At 55.9% G+C, this 17,975-nt stretch carries 15 protein-coding genes; 8 read left to right on the forward strand and 7 right to left on the reverse strand.

The window, feature by feature from the left end:
- Nucleotides 1-172 precede the first annotated feature (172 nt).
- Both HPC62_RS18215 and HPC62_RS18220 read left to right on the forward strand, forming a co-directional pair.
- The gene (locus tag HPC62_RS18215) at nt 173-709 is read left to right on the forward strand and encodes a hypothetical protein (protein WP_172357939.1); all 537 of its coding nucleotides are present in this window, start codon (nt 173-175) and stop codon (nt 707-709) included.
- A gap of 165 nt (nt 710-874) precedes the next feature.
- Complete coding sequence (locus HPC62_RS18220) at nt 875-2,188, forward strand: NF041680 family putative transposase (protein ID WP_172353244.1); 1,314 nt, start codon at nt 875-877, stop codon at nt 2,186-2,188.
- A gap of 39 nt (nt 2,189-2,227) precedes the next feature.
- On the opposite strand, the gene HPC62_RS18225 is transcribed toward HPC62_RS18220, so the two are convergent.
- Together HPC62_RS18225 and aroC are read right to left on the reverse strand one after the other, a co-directional pair.
- A complete protein-coding gene (locus tag HPC62_RS18225; RefSeq protein ID WP_172357941.1) occupies nt 2,228-2,605 on the reverse strand; it encodes an NUDIX hydrolase in 378 nt (125 codons plus the stop codon).
- A 331-nt stretch (nt 2,606-2,936) separates the two neighbouring features.
- Nucleotides 2,937-4,025, reverse strand: a complete 1,089-nt coding sequence (gene aroC / locus HPC62_RS18230) for a chorismate synthase (protein ID WP_172357943.1) — start codon at nt 4,023-4,025, stop codon at nt 2,937-2,939.
- 289 nt (nt 4,026-4,314) lie between these two features.
- On the opposite strand from aroC, the gene HPC62_RS18235 reads away from it, so the two are divergent.
- The 3 genes from HPC62_RS18235 (at nt 4,315) to HPC62_RS18245 (ending at nt 6,038) form a co-directional block, all read left to right on the forward strand.
- The gene (locus HPC62_RS18235) at nt 4,315-4,626 is read left to right on the forward strand and encodes a slr1957 family protein (RefSeq protein ID WP_172359034.1); all 312 of its coding nucleotides are present in this window, start codon (nt 4,315-4,317) and stop codon (nt 4,624-4,626) included.
- A 40-nt stretch (nt 4,627-4,666) separates the two neighbouring features.
- Entirely contained in the window at nt 4,667-5,215 is a 549-nt protein-coding gene (gene purE / locus HPC62_RS18240) for a 5-(carboxyamino)imidazole ribonucleotide mutase (RefSeq protein ID WP_172357945.1), read from the forward strand.
- Nucleotides 5,216-5,510: 295 nt separating this feature from the next.
- Nucleotides 5,511-6,038, forward strand: a complete 528-nt coding sequence (locus HPC62_RS18245; RefSeq protein WP_172357947.1) for a GIY-YIG nuclease family protein — start codon at nt 5,511-5,513, stop codon at nt 6,036-6,038.
- On the opposite strand, the gene HPC62_RS18250 is transcribed toward HPC62_RS18245, so the two are convergent.
- The gene (locus HPC62_RS18250; protein WP_172357949.1) at nt 6,024-6,638 is read right to left on the reverse strand and encodes a GDSL-type esterase/lipase family protein; all 615 of its coding nucleotides are present in this window, start codon (nt 6,636-6,638) and stop codon (nt 6,024-6,026) included. The genes HPC62_RS18245 and HPC62_RS18250 overlap by 15 nt on opposite strands.
- A complete protein-coding gene (rarD, locus tag HPC62_RS18255; RefSeq protein WP_172357951.1) occupies nt 6,635-7,603 on the reverse strand; it encodes an EamA family transporter RarD in 969 nt (322 codons plus the stop codon). The genes HPC62_RS18250 and rarD overlap by 4 nt, the downstream gene beginning before the upstream one ends.
- A gap of 376 nt (nt 7,604-7,979) precedes the next feature.
- Between rarD and HPC62_RS18260 the strand changes: the two genes are divergently transcribed.
- From HPC62_RS18260 to HPC62_RS18270, 3 genes are all read left to right on the forward strand, one after another.
- Nucleotides 7,980-9,569: an Hsp70 family protein gene (locus HPC62_RS18260; RefSeq protein ID WP_172357953.1), complete on the forward strand. Its 1,590-nt coding sequence runs from the start codon at nt 7,980-7,982 to the stop codon at nt 9,567-9,569.
- Between the two features lie 272 nt (nt 9,570-9,841).
- Nucleotides 9,842-11,029, forward strand: a complete 1,188-nt coding sequence (locus HPC62_RS18265; RefSeq protein WP_172354921.1) for a transposase — start codon at nt 9,842-9,844, stop codon at nt 11,027-11,029.
- Between the two features lie 68 nt (nt 11,030-11,097).
- Complete coding sequence (locus HPC62_RS18270; RefSeq protein ID WP_172357955.1) at nt 11,098-11,319, forward strand: hypothetical protein; 222 nt, start codon at nt 11,098-11,100, stop codon at nt 11,317-11,319.
- Between the two features lie 53 nt (nt 11,320-11,372).
- Here the strand turns inward: HPC62_RS18270 and HPC62_RS18275 are convergent, their stop codons facing one another.
- The 3 genes from HPC62_RS18275 to HPC62_RS18285 are packed head-to-tail and all read right to left on the reverse strand — an operon-like array spanning nt 11,373 to nt 17,940.
- Nucleotides 11,373-13,691, reverse strand: coding sequence for a GAF domain-containing protein (locus tag HPC62_RS18275; protein WP_172357957.1), 2,319 nt, complete (start codon nt 13,689-13,691; stop codon nt 11,373-11,375).
- A complete protein-coding gene (locus HPC62_RS18280) occupies nt 13,688-14,128 on the reverse strand; it encodes a response regulator (protein ID WP_172357959.1) in 441 nt (146 codons plus the stop codon). The genes HPC62_RS18275 and HPC62_RS18280 overlap by 4 nt, the downstream gene beginning before the upstream one ends.
- Nucleotides 14,125-17,940, reverse strand: coding sequence for a PAS domain-containing sensor histidine kinase (locus HPC62_RS18285; protein WP_172357961.1), 3,816 nt, complete (start codon nt 17,938-17,940; stop codon nt 14,125-14,127). Before HPC62_RS18285 ends, HPC62_RS18280 begins: the two co-directional genes overlap by 4 nt.
- Nucleotides 17,941-17,975 lie beyond the last annotated feature (35 nt).

Raw genomic sequence — 17,975 nt, forward strand, 5'->3', positions numbered from 1 at the left:
TCGGGAAATGGTGCTCATGTGGCGTAGCGTCTCCACTTTCTGCCCGCTGCCGATTTTGCAAGTTCGCTCATCCCCCTCAAAATGGGGTAGCTTCCGCACCTCGATGCTGGCGAAGTTGCCTTGAGCAATCATGAAGCTTTTGGCAAGTGAGTTCAAAGCACTGAGCGAGAGTATGAATCAGCAAGAAATCGAACACCGCGATCGCGTTCTTCGCAGCTATTTTGAAGGGTGCGATTGGGATCAAAATGGAGAGTATGAGCTAAAACGAACGCTGGTTTTAAATAGCGATCGCCTCCTGCCTGACTATCCCTACGTTGTGGAAAACGAGTGGGAAGTCGAACCCGGTCGAGGGCATAAGGGGCGGGGCGATTTGGTGTTTACCGATGGGGCAGGGCGATTTGCGGTGGTAGAGGTCAAGTGCCTAAATCGGACAGGTTGTGGCGGCAATAAAAAAGCTCAACAGGAAAAAGTCCGAGTCCGGCGACACCAGGTTATAAAACAGGCGCTTCACTATGCCAACATTTACGCCGCCTCAAAGCTGGAAGCAGGCGTGATTGATGACCCAAACGCAGTCGCGGCCTATGTGTTTACGAACGAGCAGGATTATCCCTATTTCCTGTTCAGAGAATCAGAATCCTTGCAGATTACGAATGTCCCCATACAAAGTCCTTCAGGTTATCGGGAACCAGTCGCAGCCCTGCATTGCTGAACTCGGATAGAGATTTCCACTCGGCCAGCAGGGGCTTGTCCCCTTCGGAACCGGAAAGATGTGGCTGGTTGTAGACTTTAGTTTGGACTAATGGTGAAGAGGAAGGCAGTCAATGAGAAGCACCGACTGCCGTAAGGTCAATGAAGTACAACCAACATTGACCCCATGATTTTCAACGAACTTCAGCAATTTCGCCAAACGTTGTATGCCAGCTTGGGAAACGCCAGAGATGCCCTGTTTGATCTGATGGATGCCGTGTTAGTGAGTGCGTGCATCGTGTCGTTTGTGAGGCTATCGCAGAGTCCTGTCTTTCGTCGCCAGTGGTCGAGCACCTATGAAGCGTTGCGCGATAGCCGCCTACCCCGATCAAAGGTGCTGAAGCTGTTGGTGCAGCAGATACCGACTCAGCAGCAACCGTTGTTGGCAGGTGATGCGAGTCGGTGGAACCGTCCTGCTGCCAGGCGTTTGAAAGACCGCACCTTATCAGGCAGAACAGGACATGCCCCGATAGCCGGACAAAACTACAGTACCTTAGCCTGGATTGCTGAAGACAGGGGCAGTTGGGCATTACCATTGCGGCATGAGCGCATCACCAGCTTTGAAACACCCGCCAGTAAAGCGGCATTCCAACTCAAACAAGTGACTCGGCAGTTAGCGGTGCGTCCGTTGGCGATCTACGACCGAGGGTACGGCAATGCCAGTTTTGTCAACCAAACGGCAGGGATTGAGGCAGACTTGCTGCTGCGGGTTACATCCAATCGATGTGTCTATGGCGCGCCCCCAGCGTATCGAGGGCGAGGCGCACCTGCCAAGCATGGACATAAGATGAAACTCAATGACCCTGACACTTGGAGTGTCCCGGTCGAAACCGTTGAAGTCGATGATCCCAACTGGGGACGAGTGCGGGTCAGTCGTTGGAGTGCATACCATTTCCGCAAATCCCCCAAACGGGCAATGGAAGTGTTGCGCGTGGAGGTGCTGGAGACACAGAGCAGCACGCGACGCTTGGCTCCTTTGTGGTTAGTTTGGCTGGGTGAGCAGATGCCTCCGTTAGAAACCCTGTGGTTGCACTACCTCCGTCGCTTTGCCATTGAACACTGGTATCGCTTTGCCAAGCAGAGGCTATATTGGACACATCCCCAGTTCAGTTCTGTATCGGCAACCGAACAGTGGAGCAGCCTGATGCCGTTGCTCAGTTGGCAGTTGTGGTTAGCGCGAAAGGACTGTACTGACCACCCCTTGCCCTGGCAGGCACCGCAAGAAACGTTGACTCCGGGTCGGGTCGCACAAGCGTTTGCAGGCATTTTGGCAGCGATTGGCACCCCTGCTCCTGCGCCTAAACCTCGTGGTAAATCGCCAGGACGAGGCAAGGGGCACAAGCCAACTCCTCGTCCCTGCTATCCGATGGTCAAAAAACGAGCCTCGAAACGCAAGACATCCGAACAATCCCTGAACAGTCCGGTTGCAACAGCAGCTTAACTGCGAGCAGGATTGTATCCAATTCCTTAAGTTCAACTGTTATGAACGGTTGAGCAGATTCTTTATGGCATCCTGTTGAGCATTATTGTGATGCCAGTTAGTCCAAACTAAAGTGTAGAGCGTGCGATCGCAAAATTGGGCATCATAAATCAGCACAATTTCATGGCCCGGCTCGCCCTCCAGCGTGAAGAGATTCTCTAGCGTGCCCAGCCAGGTCAACTGCTCAATTTCTGCGCCCAGTTCTTCGCGTATCTCGCGGATCAGTGCGTCGCGGCTGGTTTCGCCAAATTCGATGCCGCCGCCCAGCGGTCGATAATAATCAGACTGCTTGACAGAATCATAGTCGCGGGAAACGAGGATGCGGTCTTGATGCCGAAATAAGCACAGCACCAGTGTTCGAATTTTTTGTTGTTTCATGGTGAGTTTGGGGGTGACAGAAATTAGACTTCTTGAATGAACTGTGGCGCGGTGTTGCCACACAACAGTTCATGCTTTGGAAAAAATATTTATGCAGGATGTCTATTGATCTGTGGGGGGCGATAATGTGGGAATCCGAGCCAAACAGCCTTGGGGGACTTTCCCCCAAACCCCCGCTTGCAGGGGACGAAGCGTCCCCCACACCCCCTCCTAAGGGCGGGTCGGTGAGTGGTGAGAGGTCGCTTCGCATTGCATGGGCGGCAGCCCGCAACTGCCTTCTGCCTACTAGCGCATCCTCAATTAACCTCCCTCTTCACCCTTGCTCCCTGCCCTAGAGTAATTCGCACTGCCCATGATGGCGCAGCAGGTGATCGCAGAGGACAAGGGCGACCATCGCCTCGACCATTGGCACGGCGCGGGGCAGCACACAGGGATCATGGCGACCTTTGGCAGCGAGGACGGTTTCTTCGCCGTCGGTGGTCACGGTGCGCTGCTCTTTGCGGATAGTGGCGGTGGGTTTGAATGCGACGCGCAGGATGATGTTTTCGCCGTTGGAGATGCCGCCCTGGATGCCGCCGGAGCGGTTGGTGACGGTGCGAATTTCGCCCTGGTCGTCGATGTAGAATTCGTCGTTGTGCTGAAGGCCAGTTAGCAGCGTTCCCGCGAAGCCAGAGCCGATTTCAAAGCCTTTGCTGGCGGGCAGAGACATGACGGCTTTGGCGAGGTCGGCTTCGAGCTTGTCGAACACGGGTTCGCCGAGTCCTTTGGGCACGGCGCGGGCCACGCATTCCACCACGCCGCCGATGGAGTCGCCCGATCGCCCGGTTTGCTCAATTAGCTCGATCATCCGCTCGGCGCATTCATGATCGGGGCAGCGAACGATGTTGCTTTCCACCTGCTCCATCGTGACGGTGTTGGGATCAACTGCGCCTTCTAGGTCTTTGATGCGCTTGACGTAGCCGATGATTTCGACACCAGCGACTTGGTGCAGGATTTTCTTGGCGATCGCCCCTGCGGCCACCCGCCCAATCGTCTCCCGCGCAGAGGAACGCCCGCCGCCGCGCCAGTTGCGAATGCCGTATTTCGCGTCATAGGTCGCGTCGGCGTGGGACGGGCGATATTTCACCGCCATTTCGTCATAGTCCTGCGATCGCGCGTCCTTGTTTCTCACCAAGAGGGCGATCGGCGTGCCCAGCGTCTTGCCGTCCATCACACCCGATAGAATCTCGCAGCGGTCTTCTTCCTTGCGCGGCGTGACGATGTGGCTCTGTCCGGGGCGGCGGCGGTCTAGCTCTGTTTGAATGTCGGCTTCAGAAATCTCTACACGGGGTGGGCAGCCGTCAATCACCACGCCCACGCCGCCGCCATGCGACTCGCCAAATGTTGTAATTCTAAACAAATGCCCAAAGGTACTACCCATATTGCAACCCGGTGAAAATCCGTTGAACCGCTTGAGTTAGCGCTGTTTGCGACCCAGCAGCCTTCTATTCTAACTGGTTGTTAAGTAACATTTGATGTCTTGTCAACCGGGCATTTACTCCGCTCTGCTAGTCTACAAACATAGCAAGCAGTCAGGCTTTGCCATCAAGCTTTTTCTAGGTTTCCTCTAGGTTTCAGTGCTGCTTTGGGTTCCGAACGATTGATGCTACTGAGCATTCTTCGGAATCTTTACTTTTTTAACCTCTTTTGTCGATCGATCCACCGTGGCTATGAATAAGTACTGTACTGAATGGATTCAAGAATGGTGCCTCCAAAACGGTTGGACGGATCTGTTTCAGGAGCGTCGGGAATATTGGGCGTTTCCGCCCCACGCCGTGATGCCCCTGCCCATTCCCACAGAAGCGCTGCTGTCTATTAAGGCGGAAAAGGGCTTTAGCCCCCAAGAGCGGCTGTGGCTGAGTGCGGCCTGGGCGGGAGCCGTGATTTCGGCAGGTCTGGGCGTATACTTCCAGTCGCCGATGCCACTAGTGGCGGCGTTCGCCTTTTGCGCCGTGATCTTTGGTCTAATGGACGATGAGTAAGGCGCTCTGCGTTTCTCGTTGAATCCATTTCCTGCTTGACATGACACAACCATCCACACCATCGCCCGCCGCCTCGCCTGTGGTGGGCATTATTATGGGCAGCGACTCTGACCTGCCCACCATGCAGGGGGCGATCGCCATTTGCGAACAGTTCCAGGTTGCCTGCGAAGTAGCGATCGTCTCCGCCCACCGCACCCCAGAGCGCATGGTGGACTATGCCCAGACCGCCCACGAGCGCGGGCTAAAGGTCATCATCGCGGGTGCAGGCGGTGCGGCACATTTGCCGGGAATGGTGGCCGCCCTCACGCCATTGCCTGTGATTGGCGTTCCCGTGCCCAGCCGCCATCTGCAAGGACTGGACTCGCTCTATTCCATTGTGCAAATGCCCGCCGGAATCCCGGTGGCCACGGTGGCGATCGGCAACGCTCAAAACGCCGGCCTCCTCGCCGTGCAGATCCTCGCCTGCCAACAGCCCGACCTGCTGGCCCAGGTACAGCGCTATCGCCAAAGCCTGCGCGATAGGGTGCTAGAAAAGCAGTCGAAGCTCGATGCGGTAGGATATCAGGCGTATCTCCAGCAAATGTCGTAGTTTGATGCCGATATGAGATCCCCCTAAATCCCCCTTAATAAGGGGGACTTCCGATGCGGTTCCTCGTTTGATGTCGATATGAGATCCCCCTAAATCCCCCTTAATAAGGGGGACTTCCGATGCGGTTCCTCGTTTGATGTCGATATGAGATCCCCCTAAATCCCCCTTAATAAGGGGGACTTCCGAATCCGGTTCTTCCCTTTAGTAAGGGGGACACCCGAATCCGGTTCCCCCCTTACTAAGGGGGGCTAGGGGGGATCTCCAAAGCCCCAGCGATTCACCCACCCCACTGCCTATGCCCACCCTCGCCGAACTGCCCTTTTTGCCCTATCTGGACGACCAGGGCGAGATTATCCACGAATTCGACGGCAAGGTAGGAGCCTACGCCATCTTTGCGGCTGACCAGACTTTGCAATACATCGGCTATTCCCGTGACATCACCGCCAGCCTGCTGCAACACTTAGTGCGCGTGCCGCAGGGCTGCCATTGGGTGAAGGTGTGGACGTGCGATCGCCCCAGCCGCACCCTGCTGGAAACCATCCGCACCGACTGGATTGCTGAAAGCGGCGCAACACCCCCCGGCAACGGCGACGACGAAGCCCTCTGGAATCAGCCCATTGATGCCAAAGTCCATATGACGAGCCAGGAGCAGGCGGCCTATGCCAATGCTGACGACCAGGGCAAAATCAAAGCGCTGAAACAGGTGGCGCGACGGGTCGAGGCAGAGGTGCTGCAAGCGCTGGGCGATCGCGGCGTGACGACACCCATTCGGTTTGACCCCAAGCTGAAGGAAGAAGGGCTTTTGGGTCTAAAGCCGGTTTGAGCCGTCTAGCTTCCACCAGGCTGGCCAGCTCAGCACCAGTTGCGCCAGCTCCGCATAGCCCGCTGCATTGGGATGCGCGCCATCGCCCGATCGCACTTCCGTCATCCAGACGGGCGATCGCCGCAGGGGCGTAAACACGTCCAGATAGGGAATCTCAAAGCCCTCGCAGATTTGCCGCTGATAGCTCACCAGTTCGGCAATGCGTTCATTCTGTGCTTCATCGGCGATCGCCGGAGGGCTGACCATCAGCACTGGATATTGGCGCTTGGCCACCAGCAAGATCATGCCCGTGTGCCGCAGCGAGTCCGACGTTTTCACCCGCATCCCGCCCTGCTCCCAAGTCATATCGTTTGCCCCAAAGGAAAATACCACCCGCCCGTCGCAGCCCTCCGGCAGCCGCGCCATCACCTCAAACTGCCAGCGCACGCCGATATCAGCGCTGGTTTCTCGCCGCACGCCGAGGTTGTAATAGGTCAACGGCACGCCCCGCTGGCTGGCAAACTGGCAGACTCGCCCCGTCCAGCCCAGCAGCGTCGAGTCGCCCGTGCCATTCACAAACGAGTCGCCCACAAAGCAGATGCGGAGGTCAGGATTACTCATATCCTCTGTGTTCGAGTTCGCAGCCAGGAGGTCGTGGAATAAATCAGCAAGGCCAGCCAGATGCAGCCAAACGTGACCGCATGGGCAGGCGTAAAGGGTTCGCGATAGAGAAACACGCCTAGGAGAAGCTGTAAGCTGGGCGCAAGGTATTGCATGAACCCCAGCGTTGAAAGTTGCAGCCGCTTGGCCGCATTGTTGAACCACAGCAGCGGAAACGACGTGACAATGCCGCAGCCCATAAACAGCAGCATCAGCCCCAGGCTATCAGAAAAATGCCCTGTGCCCGTTACGTCGCCAAAGCTGATGAATAAGATAGCCGCCGGAGCGACCCACAACGCTTCTATCGTCAGCCCAACCACGGGCGAAACGGGGACGATCTTTCGCACAAGTCCATACAGCGCAAAGGAAAACGCCAGGAACAGAGCAATCCAGGGCACTGTACCAAGCTGCCAGATAAAATAAATCACTCCCAGCGTCGCTAATGCCACGGCCAATTGCTGTCCCCAGTGCAACCGCTCCTTTAGCACCACAAAGCCCAGCAGCACGCTGACCAGGGGGTTAATAAAATAGCCGAGGCTGGTTTCTACGACGCGATCGCTATTCACGCCATAGATATATAGCCCCCAGTTAAACGCCAGCAGCAGCGCCGTGATCAGCAAAATGCCCAGCGTGCGGGGCGATCGCCCGATAGCCTGCAACTCTGCCCGCCGATCTTGCGCGACTAGCACGCTGATCAAAAACACCGCCGACCAGAAAAAGCGGTGGCTCAACACTTCTATTGAAGAAACAGAACCAAACGCTTTCCAGTAAATAGGCAGCAATCCCCACGCGGTATAGGCCAGCAAAGCATAGATTAGCCCCGATTCTCGCCTAAATGAAACGGAGCCGAGAGATGGTTTTGGATTCACGAAATTCAAAGGCAAGGCTTTGGAGTGGTAGTGCTTAAAGGCAAAGCTTCTGCCCATGCTAGAGCCAGGTGCTACATTGCCAATACCACCATGTGGGCGATTTTTGGGGCGATTTTTGGGGCGATTTTTAGGGCGATTTTTGGGCAATTTCCAAGAGGCAAGTTTTCGCACTCTGCAAGCAAAGCTCTGGCAGCTTGACAGAGCCGTTACATAATCGGGTATTCCTAACTGGCACATTCTTTCCCATCCATGCAGGAGGTCTAAGGAATTCGTGAGTGCGATCGCCCCATGCTAGGAAAAATTGCAGGTTTTGCAGATGGTTTGTAAGGACGGCTTGCGCTAGACAACACAAGTCCTGGCACTTGCTCTCTTTAATTGGTAGTCTCAATTTTGGAGTCATTATCCCAAACCCCCAACTCCTGACCCTCGCTCAATGCCTTACGCAATCGACTTTGGCACCAGCAACACCGTCATTGCCCGCTGGAACGCCGCCACGCAGCAGCCCGAAACCGTTGTTCTAGACCGCCTTTCTCTGCAACTGGGGGGCAATCCGCCGCTGGTGCCCAGCTTGCTGTACATAGAAGATGCGGCGACGGGCAAGACGCTTGCAGGACAAACGGTGCGCGATCGCGGCTTGGATCTGTCTCGCGACCCGCGCTTTTTTCGCAACTTCAAGCGGGGCGTGGGCGCAGAGATTCAGGGCTTTTTGCCGGATCTGGACGGGCGCAGCGTCAGCTTTGAGCAAGTGGGCGAGTGGTTTTTGGCGCAGGTGATTGGGCAGCTTCAGCACACTGACCCTGACCTAGAGACGCTGGTCTTCACCGTACCCGTGGATAGCTTTGAGGCCTATCGGCTGTGGCTGGCGCAGGCCTGTGAATCGCTGAACGTGCAGCAGGTACGGATGCTGGATGAGCCGACGGCGGCGGCGCTGGGCTATGGGCTGGCGGGTGGCAGCACGCTGCTGGTGGTAGACTTTGGCGGCGGCACGCTGGATCTGTCGCTGGTGCGGCTGGAGAAGTCGCTGAGCGGCGCGAAACCCCTGGGCGTGCTGCTGAAGTGGGGACAAAAGACGCTGACGGAATCGGGGCAAAAGTCCAAAACGGCTCGCGTGTTGGCCAAGGCGGGACAAAACTTGGGCGGTGCAGATATTGACAACTGGCTGGCGGATCACTTTGCGACTGAGCAGGGGTTGCCCGTTTCTTCGCTGACGCTGCGGCTGGCAGAACGGCTAAAGATTCAGCTTTCGGAACAACCAGAGGCGACGGAGGCCTATTTCAACGACGAAACGCTGGAGAGCGTGGAGCTACACCTGAGCCGCGATCGCCTCCAGGAGATCTTGCAAGCCAACGGCTTTTTTGACCGACTGGACGACGCGATGAGTCAGGTGCTTCAGCAGGCACGACGCGAGGGACTGGAAAGCGGCGACATCGATGCAGTGCTGCTGGTGGGTGGCACGGCCCAGATTCCCGCCGTGCAGGCCTGGGTGCGGCAATATTTCCCCGCCGACAAGATCCGCTCTGAGAAGCCCTTCGAGGCGATCGCCCACGGAGCCTTGCAAATTGCCCAGGGCGTGGAGGTCAAGGATTATCTCTATCACAGCTATGGCGTGCGCTATTGGGATCGGCGCAACCGTCGCCACGGCTGGCATCCCATTATCCGCGAGGGACAGCCTTACCCAATGGAAAAGCCCGTCGAGCTAACCCTCGGCGCGTCGATGGACAACCAGCCCAGCATTGAGCTAATCATTGGGGAACTGGGCGCAGACACCACCACGACGGAAGTGTTCTTTGAGGGCGATCGCCTCGTTACCCGCGTCACGGGCGGCACGGCCCAGGTGAAGCCGCTAAACGACACCGACCGCGCCCGCAGCATCGCCCGCCTAGACCCGCCCGGTGCGCCAGGGAGCGATCGCATCAAGGTGCAATTTTGGGTGGATGGCGATCGCTTCCTCCGCATCACCGTCGATGACCTGCTCACCAACCGCACCCTCACCGAAAATCAAGCCGTCGTGCAGTTGAGCTAGGAAATTTTTGATATCTATCAACCTCTGATAGAGGGATGCCCCGGGTCTCCAATCATCTGTGGCTCGAATCCAAGCTCAGTGAGTTTTTGAGTGGTGTAAGGAGCGATCGCTAAGGCTAATCTAGCCACTTGATATAAACTTTTGTGAGAATATTGCAGCTAGCATCCTGACTGCCTGACACAAGTGGTTGAAAGAGTTGAGACCTCGTCAACAGAGGGAAAAGGTGAGCTGACATGAGACGCTGAAATTTGCGTCATCTCAGGGTCTGTATCATGCCAGCCACCACCTGCCTCTATGATCAAGTGCTGTCGTTATTGCGTCAATCCAGTAATGCCCGCGACCTGCGCCACCTCAAAGCGCTGGCGTGGATGGTGACGGCCCTGGTGTGCAGCGGTCGGTTGAGCCTGCCGCAGTGGGAAGCCTATGTGCCCAGTCGGGCCCGTCAGGCGCAAAGCACCGAACGCCGGTGGCAGCGCTTCCTAGGCAATCGCCGGGTGCGGGTCAAAAGTCTGTACGTGCCGCTGGTGCTAGCCGCCATCCATCGCTGGCAAGGTCGGCGGCTTTACCTGGCGCTTGATACGACGGTGTTGTGGAATCGCTACTGCAGGATTCACCTGACGGTTACCTGTTGCGGACGAGCGGTGCCGCTGCTGTGGCGGGTTTTGGAGCATCCCAGTGCCACCGTCAGCACGAAGCGATACCTCCCCATGCTGCGGTTAGCCCATCGGCTGTTGCAGTCGTACCCCGATGTGATGGTGTTAGCCGACCGCGGGTTTGCTAACCATGACCTGCTGGAGTGGCTAAGCCAAAGTCGCTGGCACTATTGTTTACGCTTGCCCAGTGACGTAGTGGTGCAGGGTCCGCGCCGTCATCCTGTTAAGGTAGGCTATCTGTGGCCTCCCAAAGGTGAAGCTCGACTCTATGAAGGGGTGGGAATCTGGAGCGAGGGGCGCTGGCGCTGCAATTTGGTGCTGGCTCATGTCAAAGGCGTCGAGGAACCCTGGGCGGTCATCACTGATGAGTCTCCCTCCCTCAATACCCTGTGGCAATATGCTCTCCGCTTTCGAGTCGAGGAGCTTTTCCTCGATTCTAAATCTGGTGTCTTTGAGTTAGAAGCTTCCGGCATCCGCTCCGCTCCGGCTCTCGAACGCCTCTATCTGGTCGCGGCGATCGCTATCCTTGATGGCACGACCCAGGGCATGGCGGTGCAACTCGATGGGCTACGCTGCCAGGTTGACCCGCACTGGAGGCGAGGGATTAGCTATCTCAACATAGGTTTGCGCTGGCTCAAGGGTGCCGTCAATAAAGGGCGAACACTGCTTCAGCTGATTGCCCTATTTACCGTTGACCCTGAACCCTGTTTTGCCTCTAAAAAAGCTGAAGCCCACTATTATGACCGCATTTGGTTTTCTAGAATTCAATCCTTGTGCTGCCAGCCGACACCCGGGCAGTCCGCATAAAAAGATGTGTCAGGCAGTCAGCTTCTGGTCAGGACGAAACTCGATTAGATGACTATACCTATAGCTTTTTGACCTGGCTACGAGACAACTTTAAGGAATCGCAAACCATCTGGAAAGAACCCCAGGTTCGCATGACGGATATTCAGGGCAATGCGATGCAGTTTACCATTCGCTTTTACGTGGATAATATCAAGCTAGAACACTGGTTTCGCGGCAACCGGGTGACGAATGAAGTGCGGCGAGAAATCGTGCGGCGGCTGCGACAAGCCTATATCTTGCATCTGTTGTGATGTTGATTGTGATATCGATTTTGGATTTGCGATTTTGGATTTTGGATTGCTAGTCAAGCGTTTGCAGAATTAGCGCTTGCAGAATTAGCGCTTGCAGGCTTAGGCTGAATCGGTAACCGAATCGTGAAGCTAGTGAGGGCGTTGGCGCTCTCTACCTGAATCGAACCGCGCAAGCGTTCTACCAGCCGCTTGACCAGTGCCAGTCCTAACCCAGTACCGCCACGATTCCACCGATCTACACTGACCACCCGGTAAAACTTTTCAAACAGGCGCGGCAGTTCTTCGGCGGGCAGTTCTACTCCTGAATTGCTCACCTGAACGTTCAGCATTCCATCCGCAACGTGGGCCGTTAGCGTGATTAGTTCATGGGGTGGAGTGTACTTGCAGGCGTTGTGCAGCAGTTCCATTAAGATGCGTTTGAAGCCGTTCAGGTCGGTGGTGATGGACGGTAGGTTTTGTGGTAAGTTGACCTTCAAGCGCTGGTGCTGTTCCTGAATGCGGGCCTCGAAGGGTTCAATGATCGACGGAAGCCAATAGTTGAGATCGACGTTTTCCAGTTCGATGGATTGCACGCCTGCTTCTAGACGCTGCAAATCGAGTAAATCGTTGATCAGGTTTAGTTCCTGTGAGCATTCATCTTCTAGGATTTGCACATAGCGCGTGAGGCGTTCGTCCTGAATTTGGTGTTGTTCTAACAGCACTTCGACCATTTGGATTGCCATTTTGATATTGGTCATGGGCGATCGCAGTTCGTGAGACACGGTGCTGAGAAAGTCGTCTTTGATTTGATGTAGCTTTTCGAGCTCAGCGACTTGGGCTTGGGCGGTTTGGTACAGGTTGGATTGACGCAGGGCGATCGCCGTTTGCAGGCTAATTTGTTGCAGCAGCCGCAGTTCCCAGGCTCGCCAGTCGCAGGGTCCCGTGTTTTGATAAATGGCCAGCAGTCCCCAAAGCTGTTCGTCTAGGAAAATAGGGGCGATCGCATAGGCCCGCACCTGAAACTGGGCCAGGATTTCGACATGACAATCCGTGTGCCCAGCCTGATAAATATCGCTGACGGCAAAGGTTTCGCCGTTGCGATAGCGCCCGCCTTCGGTTTCCTGCAAGTAGATATCTTGCCAAACGGTCTGCCCGCCCTCTGCGACCAGGGGTGACCATTCCTCCCCCACCGACTCTGCCACAAACCGACCGCTCCAGTCGGGCGCAAACTGGTAAACCGTTACTCGATCGACCTGGAGCGTTTGTCGCGTTGCGTCCAGCACGGTTGCCAGAATTTCGTCTAGATCGAGCGATCGGTGGATATTTTGCACAATCAGCCGCAGCAACCGCTCTTGTTCTGCCTGCTGCTGCAATGCCAGCGTGCGCTCCTGAACGCGCTGTTCTAGCTCCTGATTCAACTGTTGCAGGGCGGCTTCGGCTCGCTGCCGTTCTGAGAGTTCTAGCTGGGTCTGGCGATAGAGGTCAGCCTGCTGGAGGGCGATCGCCACTTGGTCTGCCAGGTGCTGCAAAAGCTGAATTTCCTCCGAGTGCCACTGTCGTGTTTGGCTACAGTGGTGAGCAATCAGCAATCCCCAGAGATAGTTAGGCTGGATAATCGGCACGATCAGACTGGCCCGTACCTGAAGCTGTCGCAGAAACTCTGCATGGCAGGGCTGGATGCTGCCGTCCTCAATATCGGCGATCGCCCAAGTGTGACCGTGAAAATACTGCTCGATGTAGTTTTCTTGAAAGCAGGGGTCGTAGAAGTCCTGCCCTAGCAAGGGTTGCCAGCCATCGCCTACCGATTCTTGAACCACATAGCCCTGACTTTGGAGACTGACCCGAAATAGGATCACGCGATCGGCTTGCAAGAGTTGGCGCACCTCGGTCACGGTTGCGGACAAAATTTCGTCCAAATCGAGCGATCGCCGAATGCGCTCCGTCACCGTCCGCATCAGTTGTTCGCGCTCTGCCGTTTGTCGCAGTTGAATTTCTGCCTGTCGCCGTTCCGCTCGAACCTGCGCTTCTCGAACCTCGCGGCGCACGGCTTCTGGCAATCGGGTCAGGTTTTCCTTCATCAGATAGTCGTGCGCCCCGGCCTTCATCATGGCCACCGCCGCGATCTCGCCAATTGTGCCCGACACGACGATAAAGGGCAGATCGACTCCACTTTGCTGAAGGATGCTGAGGGCCGCAGGCGCATCGAACCCCGGCAGCCGATAGTCTGAAATCACCACATCCCAAGTGCGCGATACTAGCGCTGCCCGAAACTGATCGGCCGTTTGCACGCGCTCCCAGACCACATGAAAGCCGTCTTGCTGCAAAGTCCGCAGCACCAACAGCGCATCGTCTTCAGAATCTTCGACCATAAGCACAATCAGTGGCTCACTCATGCCAGCGAACTCCCAGGGAAACTTTCTGGGGGTGGCTCATTAATTAGCGCCCAATATAGCCCCAATTGGCGTACCGCTTCTGTAAATTGCTCAAACTCAACCGGCTTTCGCACGTAGCTATTTGCTCCTAGGCTATAGCTTTCAATCATGTCGCGATCTTCGCTGGAAGAGGTCAAGATCACCACGGGCAGCAGGCGGGTGCGCTCATGGGCCCGAATTCGACGCAATACGTCCAAGCCGTCAATTTTGGGCAGTTTCAGATCGAGCAGCACCACACAGGGCAGCAACTCTAGTCCAAATAGCAGGTTCAAGGCTTCTTCCCCGTTCCGAGCAATCAGGATCTCATTGCCTAGATTGCCCCGTCGGAGCGCTCGGAGCGTCAGGCGTTCGTCATCCGGATTGTCTTCGACAAGGAGGATAGGGCGCAAGGAACTCATAAATCAGATCTTGCCTCAAGTCTTGCCTCAAGCACGGGAATTGGAAGCGTGAAATAGATCGTGGCTCCTTGCTCGATTGCCGCCTCTGCCCAGACCTGTCCACCGTGGCGATGGATAATGCGCTGGACAGTCGCCAGCCCAATGCCCGTGCCGGGAAATTCAGTCATGTTGTGAAGACGCTGGAAGACACCAAACAGCATGGCGGAGTAGGCCATATCAAAGCCGGCCCCATCGTCTCGAACAAAGTAGACCGTCTGTTCGGGCTGCTGGAGGATGCCAAACTCGATGCGGGCAGTGTTGTGGTGGCTGGTAAATTTCCAGGCATTTTGCAGCAAGTTGCTGAGGACGACGCGCATCAGGCAGGAATCGGCCCAGACGATGACATCGGGCGTAATGATGCACTCGACCTGACGTTCGGGTTCGGCGGCTCGTAGCTCTTGCAGAAGCTCGTGGGCGATCGCACTCAGGTCAACAGTGGCATATCGCATCTCCAGCCGCGAAACGCGAGACAGGCTGAGCAGGTCGTCGATTAGCATTCCCATGCGCTGCACATTGTGCCGAATCCGATTGAAATAATCCCTGCCCTCGTCGTCAAACTGATGACCATAATCCTCCAGCAGCGCCCTGCTAAAGCCGTCAATCGCGCGGAGGGGCGATCGCAGATCATGCGACACCGAATAGGCAAAAGCTTCTAGCTCCTGGTTGGAGGCTTCGAGCTGGGCCGACTTTCGCAACAGTGCTGCTTCGGTTTGCTTGCGGATAGTAATGTCGTAGTTGATGCCTGTCATGCGAAATGGCTTGCCCTCCGCATCGCGCTGCACCACCGCATTAGCCTTAATCCATCGCAGTTGACCATCGGTGCGCCAGATGCGAAACTCCACATCATAGTCTCCTTCACCGCGAATAGCCGCTTGCAGGGCAGCCTCAGTAGGAGCTAAATCATCAAGATGTAGGCGATCGCGCCAAACTTGATAGGTTGCTGTCTGACCAGACTCCCACATTTGTTGTAGCCCGTAGATCTCATACATGCGCTGATCCCAGCTAACCTCATCAACCATGTTCCAATCCCAAGTGCCAATTTCCCCAGCGTTCAGCGCCAGCGTCAGGCGATCGGCCAGTAGGCGGTTTTGTGCTTCAATCTGTTTGCGTTCGGTGATGTCGAGGACGATGCCTCTCAACTGAATCAAGCGTCCCGTTGCATCCAGCACAACTTCGCCTTTGGCCTGTAAATGTCCAGTTGATCCATCGCCCCGACAAATCCGAAATTCAACGTCATAAGCCTGATGGGTATCTACTAATGTGTAGACTGCCTGGGCGTGCAACTCGCGATCGCCCGGATGAATCAACTGCTGAAGCTCTGCAAAGTTCTTTGGCGCTCCCAGAGCCGGATCGCGGTGAAAAATGCGAAAGACCTGATCTGACCAAGTAATCCGTTCTGTTTGAATGTCAAACTCCCAACTGCCAATGTTGCCGATGCGTTGGGCTTCTTTCAGGTGGGCCTTGCTGGTTTGCAGTTGTGCCTCGATTGTTTTGAGCGGCGTAATGTCTACATGACAGCCCACCATCCGCAGCATCTCGCCCGACTCGCCCCACTCAATTGCCTGCCCGGTGCAAATCACCCAGACGATTGACCCATCCTTATGGCGATAGCGAACTTCGTTGTAATATGGCTCTACCCCACGACTCTGGACATGGCGCTCCAGGCAAGCCTTCGTCTTGGGCAAGTCTTCGGGCAGAATGAACTGCTCCCAGTTGTCGAGCGTGTTGGGGATTTCGTCGTCTGCATAGCCCAACATTCGCTTTAAGCCCGGACTCCAGTAGTTTGTGCCCTCACGGAGATTACAATCCCAATAGCCCGCCAGCACCGAGTCGAGGATGGTTTCTAGTAGCTTTAGCTCTTGCTGAAGTCGTTCGGCTTGTAGTCGGGCTGCTTCGGCTTGCTTGCGTTCGGTGATGTCTTGCCCGATGCCGATGCTGCGACCGTCCGGCAGGGAAATTTGAGTCCAGGCGGTGTCGATCAGGCGGCCGTCGCGGGTTCGGAGGCGGAACTCTTGCCAGGTGGAGTCGGCGGCTGCGATGTGGCGAGTCACCCGGTCGTAGTCAGCCGGATCGGGGTAACACTCTCGCAGCACGTCGCGGGTCAGGTGTTCTGCCTGAGTCCAGCCGACGGTCTGCTCAATAGTCTGGTTGACCAGCAAAATGTTGCCCGTTTCTGAATGCACGCTAATCATGACCGGGAGATGGTCGAGGGTAATTTGCAACAGTTCTTTCTGGGCCAGCAGTTCGGCTTCGGCAAGCTTGCGATCGCTGATATCGGTTACAAATCCTTCCAGCCATTGCAGGTTTCCGGTTTCATCGTAAATCCCCCGACCGCGCTCCCAGACCCAGCGTTCCTCGCCGGTCTTTGTCCGAATACGATATTCGCATTCGTAGGGCGTGCGATCGCCCACGGCTTGTTGCACCCGTTCCCAAACCCACTCTGCGTCATCGGGATGAATTTCCTGACCACAGGAAATCGAGCGCTCAACCAGATACTCCTCCTGACGATAGCCCGTCACGGCTTCTACGCCTGCGCTGATGAAGATGGGCGTAAAGTTGGGGTCATTTTGCACGCGGTAGACATAGCCTGGCAAGTTGCTGATCAGCGTCGAAAGCTGCCGTTCGCTGGCGGCGAGGGCTTCTTCCGCTTGCTTGCGCTCGGTGATGTCTCTGGAAATGCAGAGGAGAGAGGTAATCTTCGCCGCCGATTCTCCGGCCTGCGGCTCGTCCCATTCCGGCGCAATGACCATTTCAAAGGCTCGGACTCCTTCTAGCGTTGGAGTCGAGAACTCGATGACCTGCTTTTCTCCTGTCGCCAGCAGGCGATTTACAGCGGCTTCCCAGGTGTTCACCATTGTTTCATCCAGCCCCATCTCGCGGCAGCTTTTGCCCAGAAACACCTCGGTAGAAAGGCCTGTGATGCGGGTTAAAGAAGGGCTGACGTAGAGATGCCGCAGGTTTAGGTCAAACCGCTCGATAATGTCGGGTGAATTTTCGACCAGGTTGCGAAACTGTCGGCGGGATTCGTTCAGGGCGGCTTCGGCGTGCTTGCGTTCGGTGATGTCGTTGATGGAACCTGCCATGCGGGTCACGGTTCCTGCCTCATTTCGCAGCGCTTGCCCTCGCGACAGCACCCATTTATAAGTGCCGTCTTTGCACTGCAATCGATGCTCTAGGGTATAAAAAAGAGCCTTGCCCTCTAGGTGTTCGTAGAATGCAGCCGTGACCGCAGGCAAATCATCCGGGTGAATCAGGCTCTCCCAGACTTTTGGGCTATCCATAAACTGGTCTGCATCAAAGCCCAGCATTTCTTTGCAGCGGTCAGAAAAAAAGACCTCACCCGTTTGAAAGTTCCAATCCCAAATGCCGTCGTTGGTGCCCTGCAAGGCAAGCTGCCAGCGTTCTTCACTGAGTTTTAGTGATTGCGTGCGATCGCGCACTAGGTCTTCCAGATTGGCTTTGGCGATTTCTAGCTGGGCGGGGCTAGGCAGAGCCAAGGCTTCAGGAATTAGCGGAATCAGCTTGGTAGCAGTGGTTAGCGCCAAGATTGCATTAAACGCCTTGATGCCGCCCGATACCCAATAGTCGGGATGCCACAGCGTCCAGATTTCCATCACATGGCTCAGCCCACACACGCCAACAAAGGCGCTAAAGATCTTAAATAACCAGCGATAGGGCAGATCTTGCCGCTGCTGCACAAAGTAGAGCAGCGCTGCGGGAATGGCGAAGTAGGAAATTGCAGTCAGCCCATTCGACAGTCCATGTAGCCACACTAGTCGAGGGTCCCATAGATAGCAGTGGCCATGGG

This window comes from Thermoleptolyngbya sichuanensis A183, from assembly GCF_013177315.1.
Classification (GTDB): domain Bacteria; phylum Cyanobacteriota; class Cyanobacteriia; order Elainellales; family Elainellaceae; genus Thermoleptolyngbya; species Thermoleptolyngbya sichuanensis.

Excerpts from the sequence above, each read along its gene's own strand:
- HPC62_RS18215 (WP_172357939.1), top strand. The coding sequence starts at position 173 with ATGAATCAGCAAGAAATCGAACACCGCGATCGCGTTCTTCGCAGCTAT.
- HPC62_RS18220 (WP_172353244.1), top strand. The coding sequence starts at position 875 with ATGATTTTCAACGAACTTCAGCAATTTCGCCAAACGTTGTATGCCAGC.
- HPC62_RS18225 (WP_172357941.1), bottom strand. The coding sequence starts at position 2,605 with ATGAAACAACAAAAAATTCGAACACTGGTGCTGTGCTTATTTCGGCAT.
- aroC (WP_172357943.1), bottom strand. The coding sequence starts at position 4,025 with ATGGGTAGTACCTTTGGGCATTTGTTTAGAATTACAACATTTGGCGAG.
- HPC62_RS18235 (WP_172359034.1), top strand. The coding sequence starts at position 4,315 with ATGAATAAGTACTGTACTGAATGGATTCAAGAATGGTGCCTCCAAAAC.
- purE (WP_172357945.1), top strand. The coding sequence starts at position 4,667 with ATGACACAACCATCCACACCATCGCCCGCCGCCTCGCCTGTGGTGGGC.
- HPC62_RS18245 (WP_172357947.1), top strand. The coding sequence starts at position 5,511 with ATGCCCACCCTCGCCGAACTGCCCTTTTTGCCCTATCTGGACGACCAG.
- HPC62_RS18250 (WP_172357949.1), bottom strand. The coding sequence starts at position 6,638 with ATGAGTAATCCTGACCTCCGCATCTGCTTTGTGGGCGACTCGTTTGTG.
- rarD (WP_172357951.1), bottom strand. The coding sequence starts at position 7,603 with ATGGGCAGAAGCTTTGCCTTTAAGCACTACCACTCCAAAGCCTTGCCT.
- HPC62_RS18260 (WP_172357953.1), top strand. The coding sequence starts at position 7,980 with ATGCCTTACGCAATCGACTTTGGCACCAGCAACACCGTCATTGCCCGC.
- HPC62_RS18265 (WP_172354921.1), top strand. The coding sequence starts at position 9,842 with ATGCCAGCCACCACCTGCCTCTATGATCAAGTGCTGTCGTTATTGCGT.
- HPC62_RS18275 (WP_172357957.1), bottom strand. The coding sequence starts at position 13,691 with ATGAGTGAGCCACTGATTGTGCTTATGGTCGAAGATTCTGAAGACGAT.
- HPC62_RS18280 (WP_172357959.1), bottom strand. The coding sequence starts at position 14,128 with ATGAGTTCCTTGCGCCCTATCCTCCTTGTCGAAGACAATCCGGATGAC.